Source organism: Cupriavidus sp. 8B (assembly GCF_054589115.1).
Genome location: NZ_BAAILO010000026.1, coordinates 1 through 18797 on the forward strand (window position 1 = coordinate 1; position 18797 = coordinate 18797).

At 67.9% G+C, this 18797-nt stretch carries 18 protein-coding genes and 1 pseudogene; 12 read left to right on the plus strand and 7 right to left on the minus strand.

Annotated elements, in window-relative coordinates; genetic code table 11:
- On the plus strand, nucleotides 1–846 hold an 846-nt coding region (locus tag ACYP5B_RS02095), incomplete at its 5' end, for a response regulator transcription factor (protein ID WP_459568378.1).
- On the opposite strand, the gene ACYP5B_RS02100 is transcribed toward ACYP5B_RS02095, so the two are convergent.
- Nucleotides 753–1550, minus strand: coding sequence for an EAL domain-containing protein (locus ACYP5B_RS02100; protein WP_459568380.1), 798 nt, complete (start codon nucleotides 1548–1550; stop codon nucleotides 753–755). The genes ACYP5B_RS02095 and ACYP5B_RS02100 overlap by 94 nt on opposite strands.
- Nucleotides 1551–1838: 288 nt before the next feature.
- Between ACYP5B_RS02100 and ACYP5B_RS02105 the strand changes: the two genes are divergently transcribed.
- From ACYP5B_RS02105 to ACYP5B_RS02120, 4 genes are all read left to right on the plus strand, one after another.
- Nucleotides 1839–3443, plus strand: a complete 1605-nt coding sequence (locus ACYP5B_RS02105; RefSeq protein WP_459568382.1) for a methyl-accepting chemotaxis protein — start codon at nucleotides 1839–1841, stop codon at nucleotides 3441–3443.
- Between the two features lie 133 nt (nucleotides 3444–3576).
- Complete coding sequence (locus ACYP5B_RS02110) at nucleotides 3577–5142, plus strand: class I adenylate-forming enzyme family protein (protein WP_459568384.1); 1566 nt, start codon at nucleotides 3577–3579, stop codon at nucleotides 5140–5142.
- A 39-nt stretch (nucleotides 5143–5181) separates the two neighbouring features.
- Entirely contained in the window at nucleotides 5182–5988 is an 807-nt protein-coding gene (locus ACYP5B_RS02115; RefSeq protein WP_459568386.1) for an IclR family transcriptional regulator, read from the plus strand.
- A 132-nt stretch (nucleotides 5989–6120) separates the two neighbouring features.
- Entirely contained in the window at nucleotides 6121–6648 is a 528-nt protein-coding gene (locus ACYP5B_RS02120) for a nucleoside deaminase (RefSeq protein ID WP_318232311.1), read from the plus strand.
- A gap of 34 nt (nucleotides 6649–6682) precedes the next feature.
- Here ACYP5B_RS02120 and ACYP5B_RS02125 read toward each other — a convergent pair whose 3' ends face one another.
- The 4 genes from ACYP5B_RS02125 to ACYP5B_RS02140 all read right to left on the minus strand — a co-directional run bounded on the left by ACYP5B_RS02125 (nucleotide 6683) and on the right by ACYP5B_RS02140 (nucleotide 12047).
- Nucleotides 6683–7756 carry an Ldh family oxidoreductase gene (locus ACYP5B_RS02125; protein WP_400098275.1) on the minus strand — a complete coding sequence of 358 codons (1074 nt, stop codon included), beginning with the start codon at nucleotides 7754–7756 and terminating at the stop codon, nucleotides 6683–6685.
- Nucleotides 7757–7798: 42 nt separating this feature from the next.
- Entirely contained in the window at nucleotides 7799–8791 is a 993-nt protein-coding gene (locus ACYP5B_RS02130) for a Bug family tripartite tricarboxylate transporter substrate binding protein (protein WP_459568389.1), read from the minus strand.
- Nucleotides 8792–8881: 90 nt separating this feature from the next.
- Entirely contained in the window at nucleotides 8882–10306 is a 1425-nt protein-coding gene (locus tag ACYP5B_RS02135; protein ID WP_459568391.1) for an FAD-binding oxidoreductase, read from the minus strand.
- 37 nt (nucleotides 10307–10343) lie between these two features.
- Nucleotides 10344–12047 carry a thiamine pyrophosphate-binding protein gene (locus tag ACYP5B_RS02140; RefSeq protein ID WP_459568393.1) on the minus strand — a complete coding sequence of 568 codons (1704 nt, stop codon included), beginning with the start codon at nucleotides 12045–12047 and terminating at the stop codon, nucleotides 10344–10346.
- A 281-nt stretch (nucleotides 12048–12328) separates the two neighbouring features.
- Here ACYP5B_RS02140 and ACYP5B_RS02145 point away from each other — a divergent pair, with 281 nt between their 5' ends.
- The 7 genes and pseudogenes from ACYP5B_RS02145 to ACYP5B_RS02175 all read left to right on the plus strand — a co-directional run bounded on the left by ACYP5B_RS02145 (nucleotide 12329) and on the right by ACYP5B_RS02175 (nucleotide 17984).
- A complete protein-coding gene (locus ACYP5B_RS02145; protein ID WP_400098268.1) occupies nucleotides 12329–13375 on the plus strand; it encodes a Bug family tripartite tricarboxylate transporter substrate binding protein in 1047 nt (348 codons plus the stop codon).
- A gap of 112 nt (nucleotides 13376–13487) precedes the next feature.
- A complete protein-coding gene (locus ACYP5B_RS02150; protein ID WP_400098266.1) occupies nucleotides 13488–14582 on the plus strand; it encodes a malate/lactate/ureidoglycolate dehydrogenase in 1095 nt (364 codons plus the stop codon).
- Between the two features lie 45 nt (nucleotides 14583–14627).
- Nucleotides 14628–15002: a 5-carboxymethyl-2-hydroxymuconate Delta-isomerase gene (locus ACYP5B_RS02155; protein WP_318232304.1), complete on the plus strand. Its 375-nt coding sequence runs from the start codon at nucleotides 14628–14630 to the stop codon at nucleotides 15000–15002.
- A gap of 70 nt (nucleotides 15003–15072) precedes the next feature.
- Nucleotides 15073–15240 (plus strand): annotated as a pseudogene (locus ACYP5B_RS02160) (hypothetical protein); the annotation flags it as partial.
- A 40-nt stretch (nucleotides 15241–15280) separates the two neighbouring features.
- Nucleotides 15281–16072 carry a 2-dehydro-3-deoxyglucarate aldolase gene (gene garL, locus ACYP5B_RS02165; RefSeq protein WP_400098263.1) on the plus strand — a complete coding sequence of 264 codons (792 nt, stop codon included), beginning with the start codon at nucleotides 15281–15283 and terminating at the stop codon, nucleotides 16070–16072.
- 51 nt (nucleotides 16073–16123) lie between these two features.
- Nucleotides 16124–17014, plus strand: coding sequence for a 2-hydroxy-3-oxopropionate reductase (locus ACYP5B_RS02170; protein ID WP_400098261.1), 891 nt, complete (start codon nucleotides 16124–16126; stop codon nucleotides 17012–17014).
- A 31-nt stretch (nucleotides 17015–17045) separates the two neighbouring features.
- Nucleotides 17046–17984, plus strand: coding sequence for a LysR family transcriptional regulator (locus ACYP5B_RS02175; protein ID WP_318232301.1), 939 nt, complete (start codon nucleotides 17046–17048; stop codon nucleotides 17982–17984).
- 35 nt (nucleotides 17985–18019) lie between these two features.
- Here the strand turns inward: ACYP5B_RS02175 and ACYP5B_RS02180 are convergent, their stop codons facing one another.
- Both ACYP5B_RS02180 and ACYP5B_RS02185 read right to left on the minus strand, forming a co-directional pair.
- Nucleotides 18020–18340, minus strand: a complete 321-nt coding sequence (locus tag ACYP5B_RS02180; protein ID WP_400098259.1) for a helix-turn-helix domain-containing protein — start codon at nucleotides 18338–18340, stop codon at nucleotides 18020–18022.
- Nucleotides 18330–18698: a type II toxin-antitoxin system RelE/ParE family toxin gene (locus ACYP5B_RS02185; RefSeq protein WP_459568398.1), complete on the minus strand. Its 369-nt coding sequence runs from the start codon at nucleotides 18696–18698 to the stop codon at nucleotides 18330–18332. Before ACYP5B_RS02185 ends, ACYP5B_RS02180 begins: the two co-directional genes overlap by 11 nt.
- Nucleotides 18699–18797 lie beyond the last annotated feature (99 nt).

Genomic DNA, 18797 nt, shown 5'->3' on the forward strand with positions numbered 1-18797 from the left:
CACGAAGGAGAGCGGGCACAGGGGCGACGCTTCGCGTCGCGCGCTATCCCTCACCGGCCTGAAGGCCGATGTTTCCCGCGCGAACTGATGAAGATTGCACTGCTAGCGGATCTGTCGCTTCAGGCCAAGGCCATCGCAGACGCCCTCTCTCGCGCCGGCGTGTATTGCCACACCTATCACGCAAGCCGGGAACTCTTCCGTGGCATCGACCAGTCCGGCTACGACGTCCTGCTGATCGACCACGAGCTCGCCGACATGCCTGCCCTGGAAGCCGTGCGCGCGGTGCGCGGCGCCTGGCGCAACGAGGTGGCGGTCATGGTGGTTTCCAACCGGCGCGACGAAGACTCGGTCGTCAGTACCCTGCAGGCGGGCGCCGACGACTACATGATCCGCCCGCTGCGCGCGCGCGAGCTGGTAGCCCGGCTGCAGGCGCTGCAGCGCCGCACCGCCTCGCGCCGGCAAGCGCCAAACCCGGACATGACAGTCGGGCTCTATTCACTGGATTGCCTGGCGCACGAGGCCGTGTTCCAGGGGCGCCGGCTCTCGCTGACCCCGAAGGAGTTCGACCTGGCCATGTTGCTGTTTGCCAACGTCGGCCGTGTCTTGTCCCACGCCCATATCGAACGCGCGATCTGGGGCTTTTCGCTGCCGCCGTTATCCCGCGCGCCGGCGAGCCTGGTATCGCGCCTGCGCAGGGCGCTGGAGCTGCATCCGCGCAATGGCCTGGTGATCACGGTGGTGTATGGCCAGGGCTATCGCCTGGATGAGGCCGGCGCGCGGACGTCGTGGCCTGGCCCGCCCAGCGCTGGGCTGAGCGCTGGGCGCGGCGCCGGCCGGCCGAGGTAGTAGCCCTGCCCAAAGGGCACGCCGAGATCGCGCAGCACCGCGAGCTCATCGGCGTCCTCGATGCCTTCGGCGATCACCGCGCCACCCAACGCATTGACCAGGGCCAGCACCGTGCGCACTATCTCAAGCCGGCGTGGGCAAGTGCCGATGCCCCGCACCAGCGATTTGTCGAGCTTGGTGTAATGCGGCGCGAGGTGGACCAGCCGGTCGAGATTGGCATGGCCGGTACCGAAATCATCGAGCGCGTACTGCATGCCCAGTTCGCAGAGCACGGCCATGGCCTGCCCGAAGCGCTCCGCGTCCTCGATGGGCGTTTGCTCCGTGACCTCGATCACTACCCGATCCGGTGCGATGCTGTTCGCCACCAGTGCCCGCATGGCACCCCCGCCGTCGGCCAGCAGGTAGCGCAGGGCCATGGCGCTGAAGTTGAGGAACAGCTTGCCGCGCAAGCCATTCGCAAGGCAAGTGGACAGCCCCGTGCGCGCCGCCTGCAACTCCAGTTCGATGGTCTCGGCCTCGTCGCGAGCCAGGCGGAACAAGGCATCCGGCATGGCCAGCGGCGAATCGGCAGGCCCCCGGACCAGCGCCTCGTAGCCCAGCACCTGGCCGGTGCCGAGCAGCACTATCGGCTGGAAGACGGCGTGGAGCGGCGGCAAGCGTAGCCGCGGCACGGGCGCGCCAGCCAGGGGGGAGGCAATCTGCATGGACGGAGTGAACGTGACGTGGGGAGGCGCGGCGCCAGGCGCAAGAAGCTGGTGAGTCGATGTGACTCGCCCTCTATTTCATGTCAAGGATGTGTCACGCGGATGACAAAGCCGATTACCCCTGCGCAATGCCGGGATGTCATCCATGCGTCACAGGTTGCAGCGAGCATGCAAGCCATAACAAAGTCATGCCGTCGCCCGCGGCAAGCCGGCGCTACAAGCTGGCGCGCGAGATGGCGGCACCCCAGGGTCAGCAAATGGGCCGCGTGGTCCATCGGAGTCTCAACCGTGTTGCAAGCCATCAACCTTCGCCTTCCACGCCGCGCCGGCCGGCGCATGCCCGCTTGGCTGGGCCGGCTTCCGCTCAGCGCGCGCATGTGCGCGGCGTTTGCACTGGTCTATGTGTTCGGCGCCGTGGTGGGGCTGACGGGCATCTTCAGCCTGGTCTCGGTCAAGCAGATGACCGATACGCTCTATCAACGCGATATGCAGGGCGCCATCGCCGCGGAACGCGCGCAATCGGCGCTTGCCCGCCTGGGCCGCGCCCAGCTTGCGCTGACCATGGCCACCAGCGGCACCGAGCGCGATGGCGCAGCGGCCGACATCGATAGCGCCCTCGCCCGCCTCGACCAGGCCCTTGCCACGGTCCGCACGGCCGCGCCCGCGCAGGCAAAGGCGCTGCAAGCCGAACGCGACAGCGCCGCGGCGATGCTGCGCGACTATGTCACGCTGCTGCGCAAGCAGCCGCTCGACGCCCTGCAGTTCGACAGCGCCGTCTCGGTCGACGGCCATTTTCTTGGCGAGCAATTGCAGAAGCTGGCCGATCTGGTCGAGGTCACGCGCAAGCAGCAGGAGCAGCAGGCCGCCGATACGGTAGCCACGGTGACTGCCAGCCAGTTACGCGCCCAGGCCATGATGGTTGGCATGCTGGTGGCGAGCCTTGCCGCGGCGGCGGCGCTGGCCTGGTTTGCCTCGCGCCTGCTGCTTTCGGAATTGGGCGGCGAGCCGGCGGACGCGGCCAAGGTCGCCAGCCGCATCGCCTCGGGCGACCTGCAGCAAGCCGTGCGCGTGCGCCCCGGCGACGACCACAGCCTGATGAGCCTGCTGGCGCGCATGCGGGACCAGCTCGCCGGCGTGCTGGAGGGGATCCAGCTCTCCGCAGCCGAGATCACCGCGGCCAGCGAAGGCATTGCCAGCGGCAATCACGATTTGTCGCGCCGGACCGCACTGCAGGCGGCCGCCCTGGCCGCCGCCGCCGACAGCGTCGCCAGCCTCACCACGTTGGTAGGGCAAGCCCACGCCCAGGCTACTGAATCCAGCGCCATGGCACGCCAGGCACGCGAAGCCACCGACGCCGGCATGGCCGTGGTGAGCGAGATGAGCGGTGCCATGGACACGGTGAACCAGCACTCGCGCAATATCGCGGAAATGGTCGAGGTGATCGAGAGCATTGCCTTCCAGACCAACATCCTGGCGCTCAACGCCGCCGTGGAAGCGGCCCGCGCGGGCGAGGCCGGGCGCGGCTTCGCCGTGGTTGCGCAGGAGGTGCGCGGGCTGGCGCAGCGCAGCGCCAACTCCGCCCGCGAGATTCGTACCACCATTGGCCAGGCCAGCTCGGAGATCGCCCGTGGGGCACGGCTTAGCGGGCAAGTGGTCAGCGCCATGAGCGGCATCGAGCAGGCGGTAGGCCAAAGCCACCGGTTGGCCGAGCGGCTGTGCGGGGTGGCTGACGAGCAGGCGCGCGGCATCCGCTCGGTTGGCGAGGCGGTGGCCCAGCTCGACCAGACCAGCCGGCAGAACGCCGAACTGGTCGAAGCCGTCACCGTGCAGGCGGCCAGCCTGGATGAGCAAGCGGCAGGCCTGTCAGCTGGGGTCGCGCGCTTTCGGTTCTGAGGCTGGACAATCAGTGTTCTGCAATGCAGAACACTGATTCCACGGTGCAGTTGACGCATGAGGCGATCGGTGGGACCATTCCGCCATCGAAAAATCCGGCGGCCCACGCCGGACGCCTTATCTGGAGACCGTGATGAGTAGCACCCCCACGCCCGCCGCGCACGCGCCGGCTGCCGCCCCCTCCACTTCGCCTTCCACTTCATTCTCTCGCTTGCACCAGACCATCGGCCCCTGGGTCCAGAGCCATCCCGAGCGCGTGGCCCTGATGGACGCCGAGCGGTCCCTGCGCTACGGCGAGCTGGACGGCGCCATTGCCGAAACCGCCCGCGCACTGGCTGACGTCGGCGTGCGCGGCGGCGATCGCGTGGTACTGGTGACCGAGAACAGCGTGGGCTGCGCGGTGCTGATCCTGGCGCTTAGCGCGCTGGACGCGTGGGCCGTGCCGGTCAATGCCCGCCTGTCCGCCCGCGAGATCGACAACATCATCGAGCACTCGGGCGCGCGCGTCGCCCTCTACCTTGACAACGCCCATCCTGACGCACGCGAGCACGGTCTCGCGCGCGGCGCGCAGCCGGCCACATGGCCGCATGCGGGCAAGCTGCTGCTCGGCGTGCTCAATGCAGCCGCCGTGGCCGAGCCGGTGGACGGAGCGGCGCGCGACCAGGTTGCCGCGCTGATCTACACCACCGGCACCACCGGCGCCGCCAAGGCCGTGATGCTGACGCACGCCAACCTGATGTTCATCGGCCGCTCCAACCGCCTGCAGGCGCGCGTGCAGCCGGGAGACCGGGTCTACGGCGTGCTGCCGATCTCGCACGTCTACGGCCTCTCCGTGCTGCTGGTGGGCCCGCTCTCCAACGGCGCCACGGTGTTCTACGAACCGCGTTTCCGCCCCGAGAAGCTGGCGCACGCGCTGGTCGCGGAGCAGCTCACCGTGCTGCATGGCGTGCCCGCCATGTACGCCAAGCTGATCGAATGGAGCCGCGCCCAGGCAACCCCGCTGCAAGCGCCCGCGCTGCGCATGGCGCAATCGGGCGGCGCACCGCTTACCGCCACGCTCAAGGCGGCGTTTGAAGCCAGCTTCGGCATCATCCTGCACAACGGCTATGGCATGACCGAGACCTCGCCCACGGTCTGCCAGACCCGGGTGGAGTCGCCGCGCACGGATTGCTCGGTGGGCCCGGTGGTACCGGATGTGGAGATCCGCCTGGGCGAGCCCCTGCCCGATGGCAGTGGCGAGCTGCTGGTGCGCGGCCCCAACGTGATGAAGGGCTACTACCGCCGCCCCGACCTGACCGCGCAGGTGATCGACGCCGACGGCTGGCTGCACACCGGCGACCTGGCCCGCATCGACGCCGACGGCGCCGTCTCCATCGTGGGGCGCTCCAAGGAAATCATCATCCACTCCGGCTTCAACGTGTACCCGGAGGAAGTCGAGCAATCGATCAACGCCTACCCGGCCGTGCTGCAGTCGGCGGTGGTGGGACGCGCGGTGGAAGGCAACGAGGAAGTCATCGCCTTCGTGGAAGTGCGCGAGGGCATGACGCTGGACCAGGCCGCGCTGCGCGCGTTCCTGCGTGAGCAGCTGTCGCCCTACAAGATCCCGGCCGAAGTCAGGATCGTGGCCCACCTGCCGGCCGCGCCGTCCGGCAAGATCCTCAAGGCCAAGCTGCGCGAGTTGCTGGCCAGCGCAGGCTGAGACGGAAAGCCAGCAACCCCAAGCCAGCCGAGGCCACCCATGTCCGACCCGCAGACCGAAGCCATACCGCAGCACAAGGAAGACCGGCATTTCGTGACCGCGCTGGCGCGGGGCCTCGACGTGCTGGCGAGTTTCCGCAGCTTCGAGACGCGGCTGGGCAACGCCGAGCTGGCGCAGCGCTGCGACTTGCCGAAATCGACCGTGTCGCGCCTCACGCATACGCTGACCGAGCTGGGCTACCTGCGGCTGGACCCGCAGCAGGCCAAGTACCAGCTCGGCAGTTCGGCGCTGGCCCTGGCGCCCGCGGCGCAGCATGGCGTGGATATGCTGGCCGTGGTGCGGCCGTTCATGCAGGAGCTGGCCGACCTGTCCCAAGGCGTGACGTCGCTGATCGTGCGCGATCGGGCGCAGATGCTGATCTTTGAGAACTGCCAGTCGGAGTCGTACCTGACGTTGCGGGTGGCGGTCGGCACGCGCATTTCCGGGCTGACCTCGGCCGCCGGGCGTGCCTACCTGGAAGCGTTGCCCGCCCTGGAGCAACGGCAAGCGCTGGCTGCCTTCCGGCAACACGACGGGATGGATGCCGCCAGCGCGCAAGCCATTGTGGCGCGCAGCCGCGCGGAGGTGGAAGGCCAGGGCTGCACCACGTCGTTTGGCGAATGGCTGCCGGACATCAACTCGATCGCCGCCGCGTTCCGGCCCGGCCCGGCGCTGCCGCCGATGACGCTGTCATGCAGCGGCCCGAGTGCCATCGTGCCGGCCGGGCTCTTGCTTGAGACGGTGCGTCCGCGCCTGGTCGAGAGCATTCGCGGCATCGAAGCCGCGCTGCGCGCGCAGGAGCGCTAGGCGCCGACGCCTCAGCGGCCATCCGCGCCGGGCGGCGGGTCACCTTTCTGGCTCCCGGTACCATTGTCGAGACGCACAGCCCCACGCCATCCACGCCATCCACGCAATTTACCAACCAACCGGAACCCGACCATGGCCACACTGATTGCCGCCGACGCGAACGCCGCAGCCACCACCGCACTGAGCGAGCAGGACCTGCGCCTGCTGCGCGAGGCCATCCGCCTGTCGGAGGCGTCCCGCGCGCGCGGGCGGCATCCCTTTGCCGCGCTGGTGGCGGACGCCGACGGCAATATCATCGCCAGCGCCGGCAACAACTCAATGCCGCCTGAGGGCGACCCTACCCAGCATGCCGAACTGGCCGCCGCGGCCGAAGCCGCCCGCAAGCTGTCCGCGCAGGCGCTCGCCAGCGCTACGCTCTACACCAGCGCGGAGCCCTGCTGCATGTGCGCCGGCGCCATCTACTGGTGCAACATCGGCCGGGTGGTGTACGCGCTATCCGAGCACCGGCTGCTGACGCTGACTGGCGCGCACCCCGAGAACCCCACCTTCTCCCTGCCCTGCCGCGAGGTCTTCGCGCGCGGGCAGCACAGCGTTGCCGTGCTGGGCCCCGCGCTGGAGGACGAAGCGGCGCGGGCGCACGCGGGCTTCTGGCAGGGCTGAACTCGCCTCGCCCAGGCCCAGCCTAGCGCTTGCATCAAGCCAGCGGCGCCGGCGCCGACATGCCGAACTTCTCCAGCCAGGGCTTGAGCTGCGGCAGGATGGCAGGGTTCAGCGCCACCCCATCGCGCAGCTGGCGCGCCTTGCGTTCGAGCGCGCCCTGTCCCGGCAGGCGCACGCGATCCACGCCCGGGCGCGGCGGATTGTCCGTGCAGGCTCGCGCAATCCAGCCCATTTGTTCCGCAAAGGCGTCTTCGCCGGCAAAGGCAGATGGGTCCAGTATCTGCAGGAACACGGTATTGCCCCAGCGCTTGCCCGGATCGTCGCGGCCATGGCCGGACAGGCCGGCGGTCAGCGCTTCCACCATCAGCGACAGCGCATAACCCTTGTGGCCGGCGTCCAGCCCGCCCAGCGGCAGGATCGATCCCGCGTGCGGCGGGAACATGACGGCAGGGTCGTCGCTGGCGTTGCCGTTCTCATCGATCAGCCACTGATGCGGCAGGCGCTTGCCTTCCTTGTAGAGCCGCGTGGTCAAGCCAACCGTGGTGATCGAGGTGGAAACATCGATCAGCACCGGGCCGTCGGGCGTGGGGAAACCCGCCGCCACCGGGCTGGGCGAGAACACCGGGCGGGTGCCGCCGAATGGCGCCACGGTCATGGCGGCGGGCGCCGACGAGTACAGCAGCATGACAAAGCCCGCCCGCGTGGCGCGCTCCAGGTACGCCGCCAGGCACGCAATATGGTGTGCGCGGCGGATGGTGACGGTACCGGTGCCGTAGTCGCGCGCCCGCGCCATCGCGCTTTCCATGGCGCGCAGCGTCAGCCACGGCCCCGGCAGGCGCTTGCCGTCCCAGGTGGCCACGGCGGCGCGGTTGGCCAGCACGTCGTAGTCCTCCTTGACCGCCATGCTGCCGCTTTCGATCTCTGCCAGGTAGGTGGGCAGCAATTGCAGGCCGTGCGTGTCGTGGCCCATCAGGTCGCCTTCGACCAGGATGTCCGCCACGTCGGCGGCCCGGTCGGCGGGCATGCCCGCGCGCTCGAACATGGCCTGTGCCATGGTGCGCAGCGCGGCGGCGTCATGGCGCACGATGACTGGGGGTTGGCTTTGCATAGGGGCTCCGTCAGATCGGGCGCGACCGGCGCGCCCAGGGTTTTACTCGTTGACCGATACGCCGGCCGCCTTGACGACCTTTTCCCAGCGCGCCTTCTCGGCCAGCGCGAAGGTCTGGAATTCAGCGGCGGGCTTCGGGTCCGGCTCGGCGCCGGCATTGACCAGCTGCTCGCGGAACTCGGGCCTGCGCATGGCTGCCATCACCGCATCGCTCACCTTGGACACGATCTCGCGCGGCGTGCCGGCGGGGGCAAACAGCCCGAACCACGAGCCGGTCACAAAGCCCGGCAGGCCGGCCTCTTCCATCGTCGGCACATTGGGCAGCGCGCTCATGCGCTGGGTGCCGGTCACGGCAAGCGCCTTGAGCTTGCCGGACTTGACGAAGGGCAGCGAGGTCGGCGCGTTATCGAACATGATCTGCACCTGCCCGCCCATCAGGTCCGTCACCGCCAGCACGCTGCCCTTGTACGGCACGTGCACCATCTGGGTTCCGGTCATGACCTTGTATAACTCGCCCGACAGGTGAATCGAGCTGCCCGCGCCCGACGAGGCAAAGGTGGCCTTGCCGTTTTCGCTCTTCACGAACTGCGTGAGCTCCTTGACGTTCTTCGCCGGCACGGCGGGATTGACCACCAGGATATTCGGCACCGAGGCGACCATCGCCACGGCGGTGAAATCCTTGGTCGTATCGTAGGGCATCTTGCGATAGAAGCTGGCGTTGATCGCATTGGTGCCAACCGTGCCCATCAGGAAGGTGTAGCCGTCCGGCGCCGACTTGGCGACGATGTCCGCGCCGATATTGCCCGAGGCCCCCGGGCGGTTTTCCACCACCACCGGCTGGCCCAGCGCCTTCTGCAGGTCGCGCCCGATCAGCCGCGCCACGATATCCGTATTGCCGCCGGCGGCAAACGGTACCACCACGCGGATCGGCTTGGACGGATAGGTGTCCGCCTGCACGGGCAACGCCACGCACGCGGCGGTGGCGGCCAGGACGGCCAGCAGCGCGCGGCGCGACGGCTTGTAGCTTTGATGCATGGGTGTCTCCTTTGTGGTTCTTGTTGTGGTGCGTGGTGCGTGGTGCGTGGTGCGTGGTGCGTGGTGCGTGGTGCACGGTACCCGGTGCGCTCAGTGCGATGCACCCGGCAGCAGCCGGCCCGGGTTCATCAGGCCGTGCGGGTCCAGCGCCTGCTTGATCTTTTGCATCAGCGCCAATTCCACGCCGGATTTGTAGTGCGCGTTCTTGTCGACCTTCAACTGGCCGATGCCATGCTCGGCCGAGATCGAGCCGCGCACGCGGTGCACGGCCTCGTATACCAGCGCGCTGATGGCCGCGCCGTTGGCCCGCACGAACGCCGGCTGCGGCACGCCGTACGGTGCGCTGACGTTGTAGTGCAGGTTGCCGTCGCCCAGATGGCCAAAGGCCAGCACGCGTGCGCCGGGGTTGGCGGCCACGATGGCGGCGCTGGTGTGCGCAATGAACTCGCCAATCGCAGAGATCGGCACCGAGATATCGTGCTTGAGGTTGTCGCCCTCCAGCGACTGGGCTTCGGGCAGGTGATGGCGGATCCGCCACAGGCCATCGGACTGCGCGAGCGAGGCGGCAATGGCGGCGTCCGCCACGATGCCCGCCTCGAAAGCCTCTTCCATCAGTTCGCTGAAAGCCTGCGTGGCGCGCGCCTCGCTGTGCGGGTCGCTGCTTTCCAGCAGGACATACCAGGGATGCGCTTGTTCGAAGGGCGCGCGGCAGTCCGGGAAATGTCGCGCCACCAGAGCCACGCACACGCCGCTCATCAGCTCGAACGCCGTCAGAGTGGCGGCCAGCCGGCGCTGGGCCAGTTCCAGCAGGCGCAGTGCCGCGTGCGGATCGCTCACCGCCGCCAGCGCGGTCATGCGCGCGGCCGGGCGCGGAAACAGCTTGAGGGTGGCGGCGGTGATCACGCCCAGCGTGCCCTCCGCGCCGATAAAGAGCTGTTTGAGGTCGTAGCCGGTGTTGTCCTTGCGCAGGCCGCGCAGGCCGTCCCAGATCTCGCCATCCGGCGTCACCACTTCCAGCCCCAGGCACAGCTCGCGCGTATTGCCGTAGCGCAGCACCTGCACCCCGCCCGCATTGCTGGCGAGATTGCCGCCGATGGTGCAACTGCCCTCCGCGCCGAGCGACAGCGGGTACAAGCGGCCCGCTTCCTGCGCCGCCTGCTGGACGGCGGCCAGGATGCAGCCCGCCTCGGCGGTGAGCGTGTTGTTGATCGGATCGATCTCGCGGATACGGTTCAGCCGCGCCGTGGACAGCACCAGCGCGCGGCCGCCGTCGTCGGGGATGGCGCCGCCCACCATGCCGGTATTGCCCCCCTGCGGCACCAGCGGCACCTGGCGCGCCGCGCACCAGCGCACCACGGCCGCCACGTCGGCCGTGGTATCGGGCTGGGCCACCGCCAGCGCGCGGCCGGTCCAGCTGCGGCGCCAGTCGGTGAGAAACGGCGCGGTGTCTTCAGGTGCGCTCAGCAAGCGGCCGGCAAACCGGCTGCGCAAGTCGGCCAGCGTGGCATCGGTCATGGGGTGTCTCCTGTCTTGTATTTTGCTTTTTTGTTTTTTAGTCCGCGATCCGCATCGTCGGGGTGATCTGGCGCGGGTCCGTGACCAGTTCCAGCACCGCGGGCTTGCCCGCTGCCTGGGCCCGGGCAAAGGCCGCGGCAAAGTCCTCCGTACGCGTCACGCGCTCTGCCCAGGCCCCGCACGACTGCGCCATCGCCACGAAATCCGGGCTCGGGATATCCGTGCCGCTGACGCGCCCTGGATAGCGCTTCTCCTGGTGCATGCGGATGGTGCCGTACATGCCGTTGTTGACCACCACCACGATCAGGTTGGCACCATACTGCGCGGCCGTGGCCACCTCCTGCGGGTACATCAGGAAGCAGCCGTCGCCGGCAAAGCACACCACCGTGCGCTGCGGGTCGCGCAGCTTGGCAGCGACCGCCGCGGGCAGGCCGTAGCCCATGGCGCCGCAGGTGGGGGCCAGCTCGGTGCGCGGCTGGCGATAGGCATAGTAGCGATGCAGCCAGACCGTGTAGTTGCCGGCGCCGTTGGTCAGCACGGCGTCATCGGGCAAGACCCGGTCCAGGTGCGCGATCACCGCGCCCATATCCACGCCGGTGAGCTGCGGATGCGGCTTGGCCGAAGCCGCGAATGCGCAATGCGCGTCGCGCGCGGCGCTGGTCCATTCGCCCCAGCGCACGGCCGCCGGCGGCGTAAGCGCGGCCAGCATGGCCGCGCCGGGCTCGATGCCGGCGTGGATGGCCAGCTCTGGCTGGTACACGCGGCCCAGCTCGGCGCTGTCGGCGTGCAGGTGGATCAGGCGCTGGCGCGGTTGCGGCGCTTCCAGCAAGGTGTAGCCGTCGGTGGCGATATCGCCCAGCCGCGTGCCGAAGGCCAGGATCACGTCGGCATTGCGCACGCGCTGGGCCAGCGCGGGGTTGACCCCCAGGCTGAGGTGGCCGACATAGTGCGGATCGCGGTTGTCGAACACATCCTGGCGGCGGAAGACGCAGGCTACCGGCAGGTTCCAGCGCTGCACGAAGGCCGCGAAATCGGCAGCCGCCTGCGCGCTCCAGTTAGCCCCGCCGGCAATCACCAGCGGGCGCTGGGCACCGGCCAGCGCGGCGGCCAGCGCATCGGCATCGGCCGCGCGCGGTGCTGCCGCCACCGGGCGATAGCGCCTGGTATCGGCCACTTCGCACAGGCCGTCCAGCACGTCCTCGGGCAGCGAGATCACCACCGGGCCGGGCCGGCCCGAGGTGGCGCACTGGAACGCCCGCGCCACCAGTTCCGGGATGCGCGCCGGATCCTCGATCTCCACCACCCACTTGGCGATGGAGCCGAACATGGCGCCGTAGTCGACTTCCTGGAAGGCTTCACGGCCCTTGTGGCCGCGGGCGATCTGGCCAACGAAGAGCAGCATGGGCGTGGAATCCTGCGCTGCGATATGCACGCCGATGCTGGCGTGGGTGGCGCCCGGGCCGCGCGTGACAAAGCAGATGCCCGGCCGGCCCGTGAGCTTGCCGTCGGCCTCGGCCATATTGGCCGCCGCGCCTTCGTGCTTGCAGACGATCAGGTCGATGGCCGGCTGGTCGTGCAGCGCATCAAGGACATCCAGGAAACTCTCCCCCGGCACGCAGAAGATGCGCTCGGCGCCGTGGATGCGCAGCGCGTCCACCAGGACCCGGCCGCCTGAGCGGGCCGCCGGCTTGGTGGAAGATGAAGAGGAAGGCGTGGTAGCTGCAACGGATGGGCTGGTCATGGCAGAGAAGAAATGGTGCAGTGCGATCAGGCCGAGGCCGGAATGGGACGGATCCGGAAAGGACCGGGAACGTAGCGATTGTTATGTCGCAGACGCCTTGGGCGCTTGGCTTAAGGCGCATTTCTGTTATGCGTAAAACGCAAGGCTACTGCCGCGGCACGCGTGTAGATTGTTGCCAGGCGATCCCACCCTGCCACATGCGCCGCTTGCAAGAGCATAGCGGCCGCGTCACGCAGCGCAAAGGACGATGGCCAAGACAAAAATACAACGGAGACCAAGACATGCTTCTGCACCTGCGGCCCTTCCGGGCCAGCCAGCCAGCCCATCAGTCCCATCCGGTTTTCCGTTATCGCCTCGCCTTTGGCCTGCTCGCCAGCGCCCTGGCCGCCGTTGGCGCGCTGCCGGCCCATGCGCAGGACGCCTGGCCGACCAAGCCGGTCAACTATGTGGTTCCCTTTGCCGCGGGCGGTACCACCGACGTGCTGGGCCGCCTGATCGGCCAGCGCCTGTCGCAGATGATCGGGCAGCCGGTGGTGGTGGAGAACCGCGCCGGCGCGGGCGGCAACATCGGCTCCGACTACGTGGCCAAGGCCGCGCCGGACGGCTACACCCTGGTCGGCGGCACCATCAGCTCGCACTCGATCAATGTGAGCCTGTACCCGAAGATGCCATACGACCCGATCAAGAACTTCCAGCCCGTGGCCCTGATCGGCACGCTGCCCAACCTGCTGGTGGTCAACGCCAACAGCCCGTGGAAGAGCGTGCAGGACGTAATCGCCGCTGCCAAGGCCAAGCCCGATGCGATCTCCTTCGGCTCGGCCGGCAACGGCACCTCGCAGCACCTGGCCGGCGAGCTGTTCTCCAGCATGGCGGGCGTCAAGCTGCTCCACGTGCCGTTCAAGGGCAGCAGCCCGGCCGTGCAAGCCTTGCTGGGCAACCAGGTCGATGTCTTGTTCGAGAACAGCGTGGCCGCCATGCCGATGATCCAGTCCGGCAAGTTCCGCGCGCTGGCCACCACCGCCGCCAAGCGCGCCCGCGAACTCCCGGATGTGCCGACCGTGGCAGAGGCCGGCGGCCCGAAACTGCGAGGCTACGAGATCGTTTCCTGGCAAGCCGTGTTCGCCCCCGCCGGCACGCCCGCGCCCATCGTCAACCGCCTTGCCGCGGACATCGGCAAGATCATCCAGGAACCCGACATGCGCGCACGCCTTGCCTCGCTCGGCATCGAGCCGTCCGGCGCCGGCCCGGCCGAACTGGGCGCGTTCCAGAAGAGCGAAGTGGCCAAGTGGGCGCAACTGATCAAGAGCGCCAACATCCGGCCGGAATGACGCCAGCGCATGGCTCGCATGGCTTGCCGGGTACCCAAGCCGGGCCCGGCGGCTTATCATGGGGGCCGCCTTGTCCCGCCCATCCCTCCTTCTTCTTTCGAACCGCAAGCCCATGAGTGAACACCGCATCCCGACTCCCGCCCTCCATCAATGGGTGGTCGATCTCTGGCTCGCCGCCGGCTCCGATGCTCGCGAGGCCCGCCTGACCGCCGACCACCTGGTCGGCGCCAACCTGTCCGGCCACGACTCGCACGGGGTCGGCATGATCCCGAAGTACGTGATGTCCTGGCTGGGCGAGCAGCTTCAGCTGAACCAGCGCGTGAGCGTAGTGCACGAGGCCGGCGGCATCCTGAGCCTGGACGGCAATCGCGGCATGGGCCAGGCGGTGACCGAGGAAGCCATGCGCCTGGCCATCGAGCGCGCGCGCGAGCACGGCGTGTGCGTGCTGGGCCTGCGCAGTGCGCACCATCTTGGCCGGGTCGGCCACTGGGCCGAGCAGGCGACCGCTGCCGGCATGATCTCTATCCACTTCGTCAATGTACTATCCAAGCCGATCGTGGCCCCGCATGGCGGCTACGAGGCACGCTATGGCACCAACCCGTTCACCATCGGCGTGCCGGTGGCCGGCGGCGAGCCGCTGGTGATGGATTTCGCCACCAGCGCGATCGCACTGGGCAAGGTGCGCGTGGCCAACAACAAGGGCGTGCCAGTGCCCCCGGGCTGCCTGCTCGACACAGAAGGCCATCCCACCGACGACCCCGCCGTGATGTTCCCGCCCGCCGGCGAGGCGCAAGGCGCGCTGCGGCCCTTTGGCGAGCACAAGGGCTATGTGCTGGCGGTAATGTGCGAGTTGCTAGGCGCGGCCGTCACGGGCGGCCACACCATCCGCCCGCAGACCCTGACCCACGAGCACGCGGTCTGGAACAATATGCTGGCCATCGTGTTCGACCCCGAGCGCCTGGGCAGCAGCACCACCTTCGGCCATGAAGTGCAGGCCTTCGTCGACTGGCTGCGCTCATCGCACCTGCAGCCCGGCACCGACGCCATCCTGCTGCCCGGCGAGCCCGAGCGCGCATGGCGCTGCGCCCGCGCCGAGTTCATGCCGGTGGACAGCGGCACGCTGGCCCAGCTCGACGACGCCGCGGCGCGCGTGCAGGCAGCACGCGGCAAATCGCCCGGCCCGCTGTCCCGGCTGGCGGTGGACTGATCCACCCGCCCCGGCGACCCACCGAACCTTTCAGGCCTAGCCATCATGCCGCACCTAATCATTGAAATTACCGAAAACACCCGCCTCACCTGCTCGCAGGAAGAGTTGCTGGACGAAGCCAATGCCGCGCTGCTGGCTTCCGGCCAGTTCGGCGAGCCGGACATCAAGTCGCGCTGCATCACGCTGACCTCCTACCGCCAGGGCACCGAAGCGCGCGAACGCGCCTTCGTCCATGCGCGCCTGCACATCCTGGACGGCCGCGAGCTGGACGTGCGCCAGGCGCTGAGCAGAGCGATCTGCGAGGTCATCGCCGACGCCGTGCGCCCTGCCAACGCGGAAGACAGCGTGCAGGTCAGCGTGGAAGTGGTCGAGATGGAACGCGCCAGCTTCACCAAGCAGATCGTCAGCGGCTCGCACTGAAGCACCGGGCAAGCCAGCAGACAGGCAGACAAGCAGCAACGATGGCCCCGAAGCCTCCCCGAGGCTGGATGACATCAGCTGCGGCGAGATCCTCGACGGTACCGCCACCATACAAAGCATGGGCGAACGCATCTTCTTGCAGATCCTTGCCGCGGCCTCCGGCCAGCGCACCAAGAGTGAGTTGCTGGGCCTGGGCGACCAGGAGTTCGCGCCTTGGCAGATCGGCATCACAGGCTGACGCATTCGCCTTCGACACTGAAAACAGGAATACCAACGCAATGTCCACCCTCCCGTACTCGAACCTGCCCTCGCCCCTGCCTAACCGCTTCCGTGCCGACGTGCTGGCTCACAAGCGCGTGATCGGCTGCTGGTGCTCGCTGGGCAACGCCACCACCACCGAGATCCTGGGCCTGGCCGGCTTCGACTGGCTGCTGCTCGACGGCGAGCACTCGCCCAACGACGTGCTCACCTTCATCCCGCAACTGATGGCCCTGCAAGGCAGCGTGAGCGCGCCGGTAGTGCGCCCGCCCGCCAACGATCCGGTCCTGATGAAGCGCCTGCTGGACATCGGCTTCTATAACTTCCTGATTCCCTTTGTGGAAAGCGCCGAACAGGCCGAGCGCGCGGTCAGCGCCACCCGCTACCCGCCTGCAGGCGTGCGCGGCGTGTCGTCGGTCCAGCGCAGCAACCGCTATGGCACGGTGCCGGAGTACTTCAGCCAGATCAACGACAATATCTGCGTGCTGGTACAGATCGAAAGCCAGAAGGGCGTGGATGCGGCCGACGAGATCTGCGCGGTGGATGGCGTGGACGGCATCTTTATCGGCCCGAACGACCTGGCGGCTGCCTGCGGCCACCTCGGCAATCCGAATCACCCCGAAGTGCAGGCGCAGGTGGCGCGCATCTTCGAGGCCGCCAAGCGCGCCGGCAAGGCCGTGGGCACGCTGACGCCGGTAGAAGCCGACGCGCGCCGCTACCTGGACATGGGCGCGAGCTTCGTGGCGGTAGGCCTGGACCAGAATATCTTCCGTAGCGCGACGCAAGCGCTGCGCGATCGTTTCGCCAGCTAAGCGCTGCATCGGGTGGCATCTAGCTGCATCCGGCACCAAGAGAGGACTGACATGAGCAAGATCGGATTCATCGGACTGGGCGTGATGGGTACGCCCATGGCGCAGCACCTGCTGGCAGGCGGCAACACGCTTTATGTGCACTCGCGCAGCGGCCCGCCCAAGGCGTTGCTAGATGCCGGCGCCAAAGCCTGCGCCAACGCCACCGAGGTCGCGCAGCAAAGCGATGTGATCTTCCTCATGCTGCCCGACACACCCGACGTGGAGCGCGTGCTGTTCGGCGAGAACGGCGTGGCGGCGGGCCTCTCCAAAGGCAAGACCGTGGTGGACATGAGTTCCATTTCGCCAATCGACACGCGCATCTTTGCCGGGAAGATCGAAGCGCTGGGCTGCGACTATGTGGACGGCCCCGTGTCCGGCGGCGAAGTCGGCGCCAAGGCTGCGACGCTATCGATCATGGCCGGCGGCAAGCAGGACGTGTTCGACCGCGTGCTGCCGCTGCTCAAGCTCATGGGCAAGAACATCACGCTGGTGGGCGGCGTGGGCGACGGCCAGGTCGCCAAGGTGGCCAACCAGGTCATCGTGGCCCTCACCATCGAAGCCGTGGGGGAAGCCCTGGTGCTCGCCGCCAAGGCCGGCGCGGACCCCGCCCGCGTGCGCGAGGCGCTGATGGGCGGCTTCGCCAGCTCGCGCATCCTGGAAGTGCATGGCGAGCGCATGATCAAGCGCACCTTCGATCCGGGATTCCGCATCGAACTGCACCAGAAGGACCTCAACCTCGCGCTCTCCACGGCAAGCAAGCTGGGCGTGAGCCTGCCCAACACCGCCTCGTGCCAGCAACTGTTCAATGTGTGCGGCGCGCTCGGCGGCGCCAAATGGGACCATTCCGGCCTGGTGCGCGCGCTCGAGCATATGTCCGGGCACGCCATCGGCGACAAGGCCTGATGCCAGGGACTGCGGCCGCCGGCACGACGACATGACCACCGCGATGAACTCCGAGGATCTGGCCTGCTTCGTCTGCGTCGCCAACACGCAAAGCATCTCGCGCGCCGCGCTCGAAATGGGCGCGGACCAGTCCACCGTAAGCCGGCAGATCGCCCGGCTGGAGGCCGCGCTGGATACCCGCCTGTTCCACCGCAGCGGACGCGGCGTGGTGCTGACCGAAGCTGGCCAGACGTTGATCGTCTACGCGCGGCAGGTAGCGGCCACGCTGGCCGAAGCCCGTGAAGCCATCCGCGCGTCCTCCGCGCAAGGCCCGGCGCAACTGGTGATCGCGGCGCAGCCCACCATCGCCAACACCGCGTTCGCCAGCATCGGCACCGCGCTCAAACAGCGCTTTCCCGCGACCAAGGTGCGCTTTGTCGAAGGACTGGCCAGCCCTGTGCTGGCCTGGCTGGCGGCTGGCGAGATTGACGTTGCCTTGCTCTATCTGCCTGAGCAGCAAGGCGCGCTGAAGGTCGACATCCTGCTGGAAGAAGACCTGACGCTGGTCACGCCGACATCCTGGAGCCACCTCGGCCCGACCTTTCCCGTACGCCGCCTTGGCGAAGTGCCGCTGATCCTGCCCAGCACGGGACACGGCTTGCGCGTGCTGGCCGAATCGCTCGCGGCTCGGGCGGGCACCAGCCTGCAACTGGCGCTGGAGTGCGACGCGTCCAATACTGTGTCGATGCGGTTGGTGGAAGACGGCTGCGGCGCCACCCTGCTGCCCTTTGCCGCCGTCGCGGATCGCGTGGCGCAAGGCCGGCTGCATTCAGCCCGGCTGGTGGATCCGGTGGTGACGCGGCAGGTGGCGCTTGCCACCGCGCGTAACCGCACGCCGGTGCCTGAGCTGTGGGACATCATGCAGACGGTGAGGCAGTCGGTGCGCAATATTGTGATGTCGGGGGCCTGGCCGGGGGCGCGGTTGATTTGAAACCGCTAAGCTGTCCTGAAAGTGGAAAGTGGCGTTCAGGCAAGTACTTCCAAACCATGCTTTTGGACTACCTGCAGCAGCCGCGCGGCCATCCCGCTGGGCTGCTTCTGCCCGGTCTCCCATTTCTGAATCGTCGACGTGCTTGTGTTCAGGTAGCGGGCAAAAATGGGCTGGCTCACGTTGACCGATTTGCGGATCTTGACGATGTCCTCAGCCCCGAAGTGTGGCGGTGCCTCCAGGCACAGGTCGTCATACTCGCGCATGGTCTTCTTGTTGATGGCCTTCACCCTCAAGAGGCCTGATGCAGCGCTGTGGATTGCCTCGAAGGCGTCGGTTTTGACGCGTTTAGTAGTCATGGCAGATCTCCAATAGTTCACCTTGATCGAGCAGTCCAGCGATCTGCGAGAGGGAGGCGGCCGCATAATCCCTCGACAGCTTCTTGGACCCTTCCAGCTCTTTGACGCTGATGTTCTCTCGATCTTTCTTTGCGAACAGGTAGGTGAATATCCATCGCTTTTCGACTTTGTGGAGGACGATTGTGCGATGCCTGTTCTTGTTGAGCCGCGCCTTCCAGACGCCGCCGCCTAGGTCATCGCCCTGGCCCTGCTGCAACCCTTGTGCGGTCCCGCATAATTCGGCATCGTCTATTCCAGCCTTGCCGGCGGCCTTGCTGAACCAGGATGTTTTGAAGACACGCGGGGCAAGGACTTTCATGCGAATTGCCAGAATTCGGATAACAAAATCTAGCACTGAGTGCAATACCGCTCAACATATCGCACGATACGCGCCGCATGATGCACTCGAAATACCAAG

Bases quoted from the DNA above. Each gene is read 5' to 3' on its own strand.
- ACYP5B_RS02170 (WP_400098261.1), top strand. From the start codon at position 16,124: ATGAGCAAGATCGGATTCATCGGACTGGGCGTGATGGGTACGCCCATG.
- ACYP5B_RS02100 (WP_459568380.1), bottom strand. From the start codon at position 1,550: ATGCAGATTGCCTCCCCCCTGGCTGGCGCGCCCGTGCCGCGGCTACGC.
- ACYP5B_RS02115 (WP_459568386.1), top strand. From the start codon at position 5,182: ATGTCCGACCCGCAGACCGAAGCCATACCGCAGCACAAGGAAGACCGG.
- ACYP5B_RS02185 (WP_459568398.1), bottom strand. From the start codon at position 18,698: ATGAAAGTCCTTGCCCCGCGTGTCTTCAAAACATCCTGGTTCAGCAAG.
- ACYP5B_RS02180 (WP_400098259.1), bottom strand. From the start codon at position 18,340: ATGACTACTAAACGCGTCAAAACCGACGCCTTCGAGGCAATCCACAGC.
- ACYP5B_RS02145 (WP_400098268.1), top strand. From the start codon at position 12,329: ATGCTTCTGCACCTGCGGCCCTTCCGGGCCAGCCAGCCAGCCCATCAG.
- ACYP5B_RS02175 (WP_318232301.1), top strand. From the start codon at position 17,046: ATGACCACCGCGATGAACTCCGAGGATCTGGCCTGCTTCGTCTGCGTC.
- ACYP5B_RS02140 (WP_459568393.1), bottom strand. From the start codon at position 12,047: ATGACCAGCCCATCCGTTGCAGCTACCACGCCTTCCTCTTCATCTTCC.
- ACYP5B_RS02135 (WP_459568391.1), bottom strand. From the start codon at position 10,306: ATGACCGATGCCACGCTGGCCGACTTGCGCAGCCGGTTTGCCGGCCGC.
- ACYP5B_RS02120 (WP_318232311.1), top strand. From the start codon at position 6,121: ATGGCCACACTGATTGCCGCCGACGCGAACGCCGCAGCCACCACCGCA.
- ACYP5B_RS02130 (WP_459568389.1), bottom strand. From the start codon at position 8,791: ATGCATCAAAGCTACAAGCCGTCGCGCCGCGCGCTGCTGGCCGTCCTG.
- ACYP5B_RS02110 (WP_459568384.1), top strand. From the start codon at position 3,577: ATGAGTAGCACCCCCACGCCCGCCGCGCACGCGCCGGCTGCCGCCCCC.
- ACYP5B_RS02125 (WP_400098275.1), bottom strand. From the start codon at position 7,756: ATGCAAAGCCAACCCCCAGTCATCGTGCGCCATGACGCCGCCGCGCTG.
- ACYP5B_RS02150 (WP_400098266.1), top strand. From the start codon at position 13,488: ATGAGTGAACACCGCATCCCGACTCCCGCCCTCCATCAATGGGTGGTC.
- ACYP5B_RS02155 (WP_318232304.1), top strand. From the start codon at position 14,628: ATGCCGCACCTAATCATTGAAATTACCGAAAACACCCGCCTCACCTGC.
- garL (WP_400098263.1), top strand. From the start codon at position 15,281: ATGTCCACCCTCCCGTACTCGAACCTGCCCTCGCCCCTGCCTAACCGC.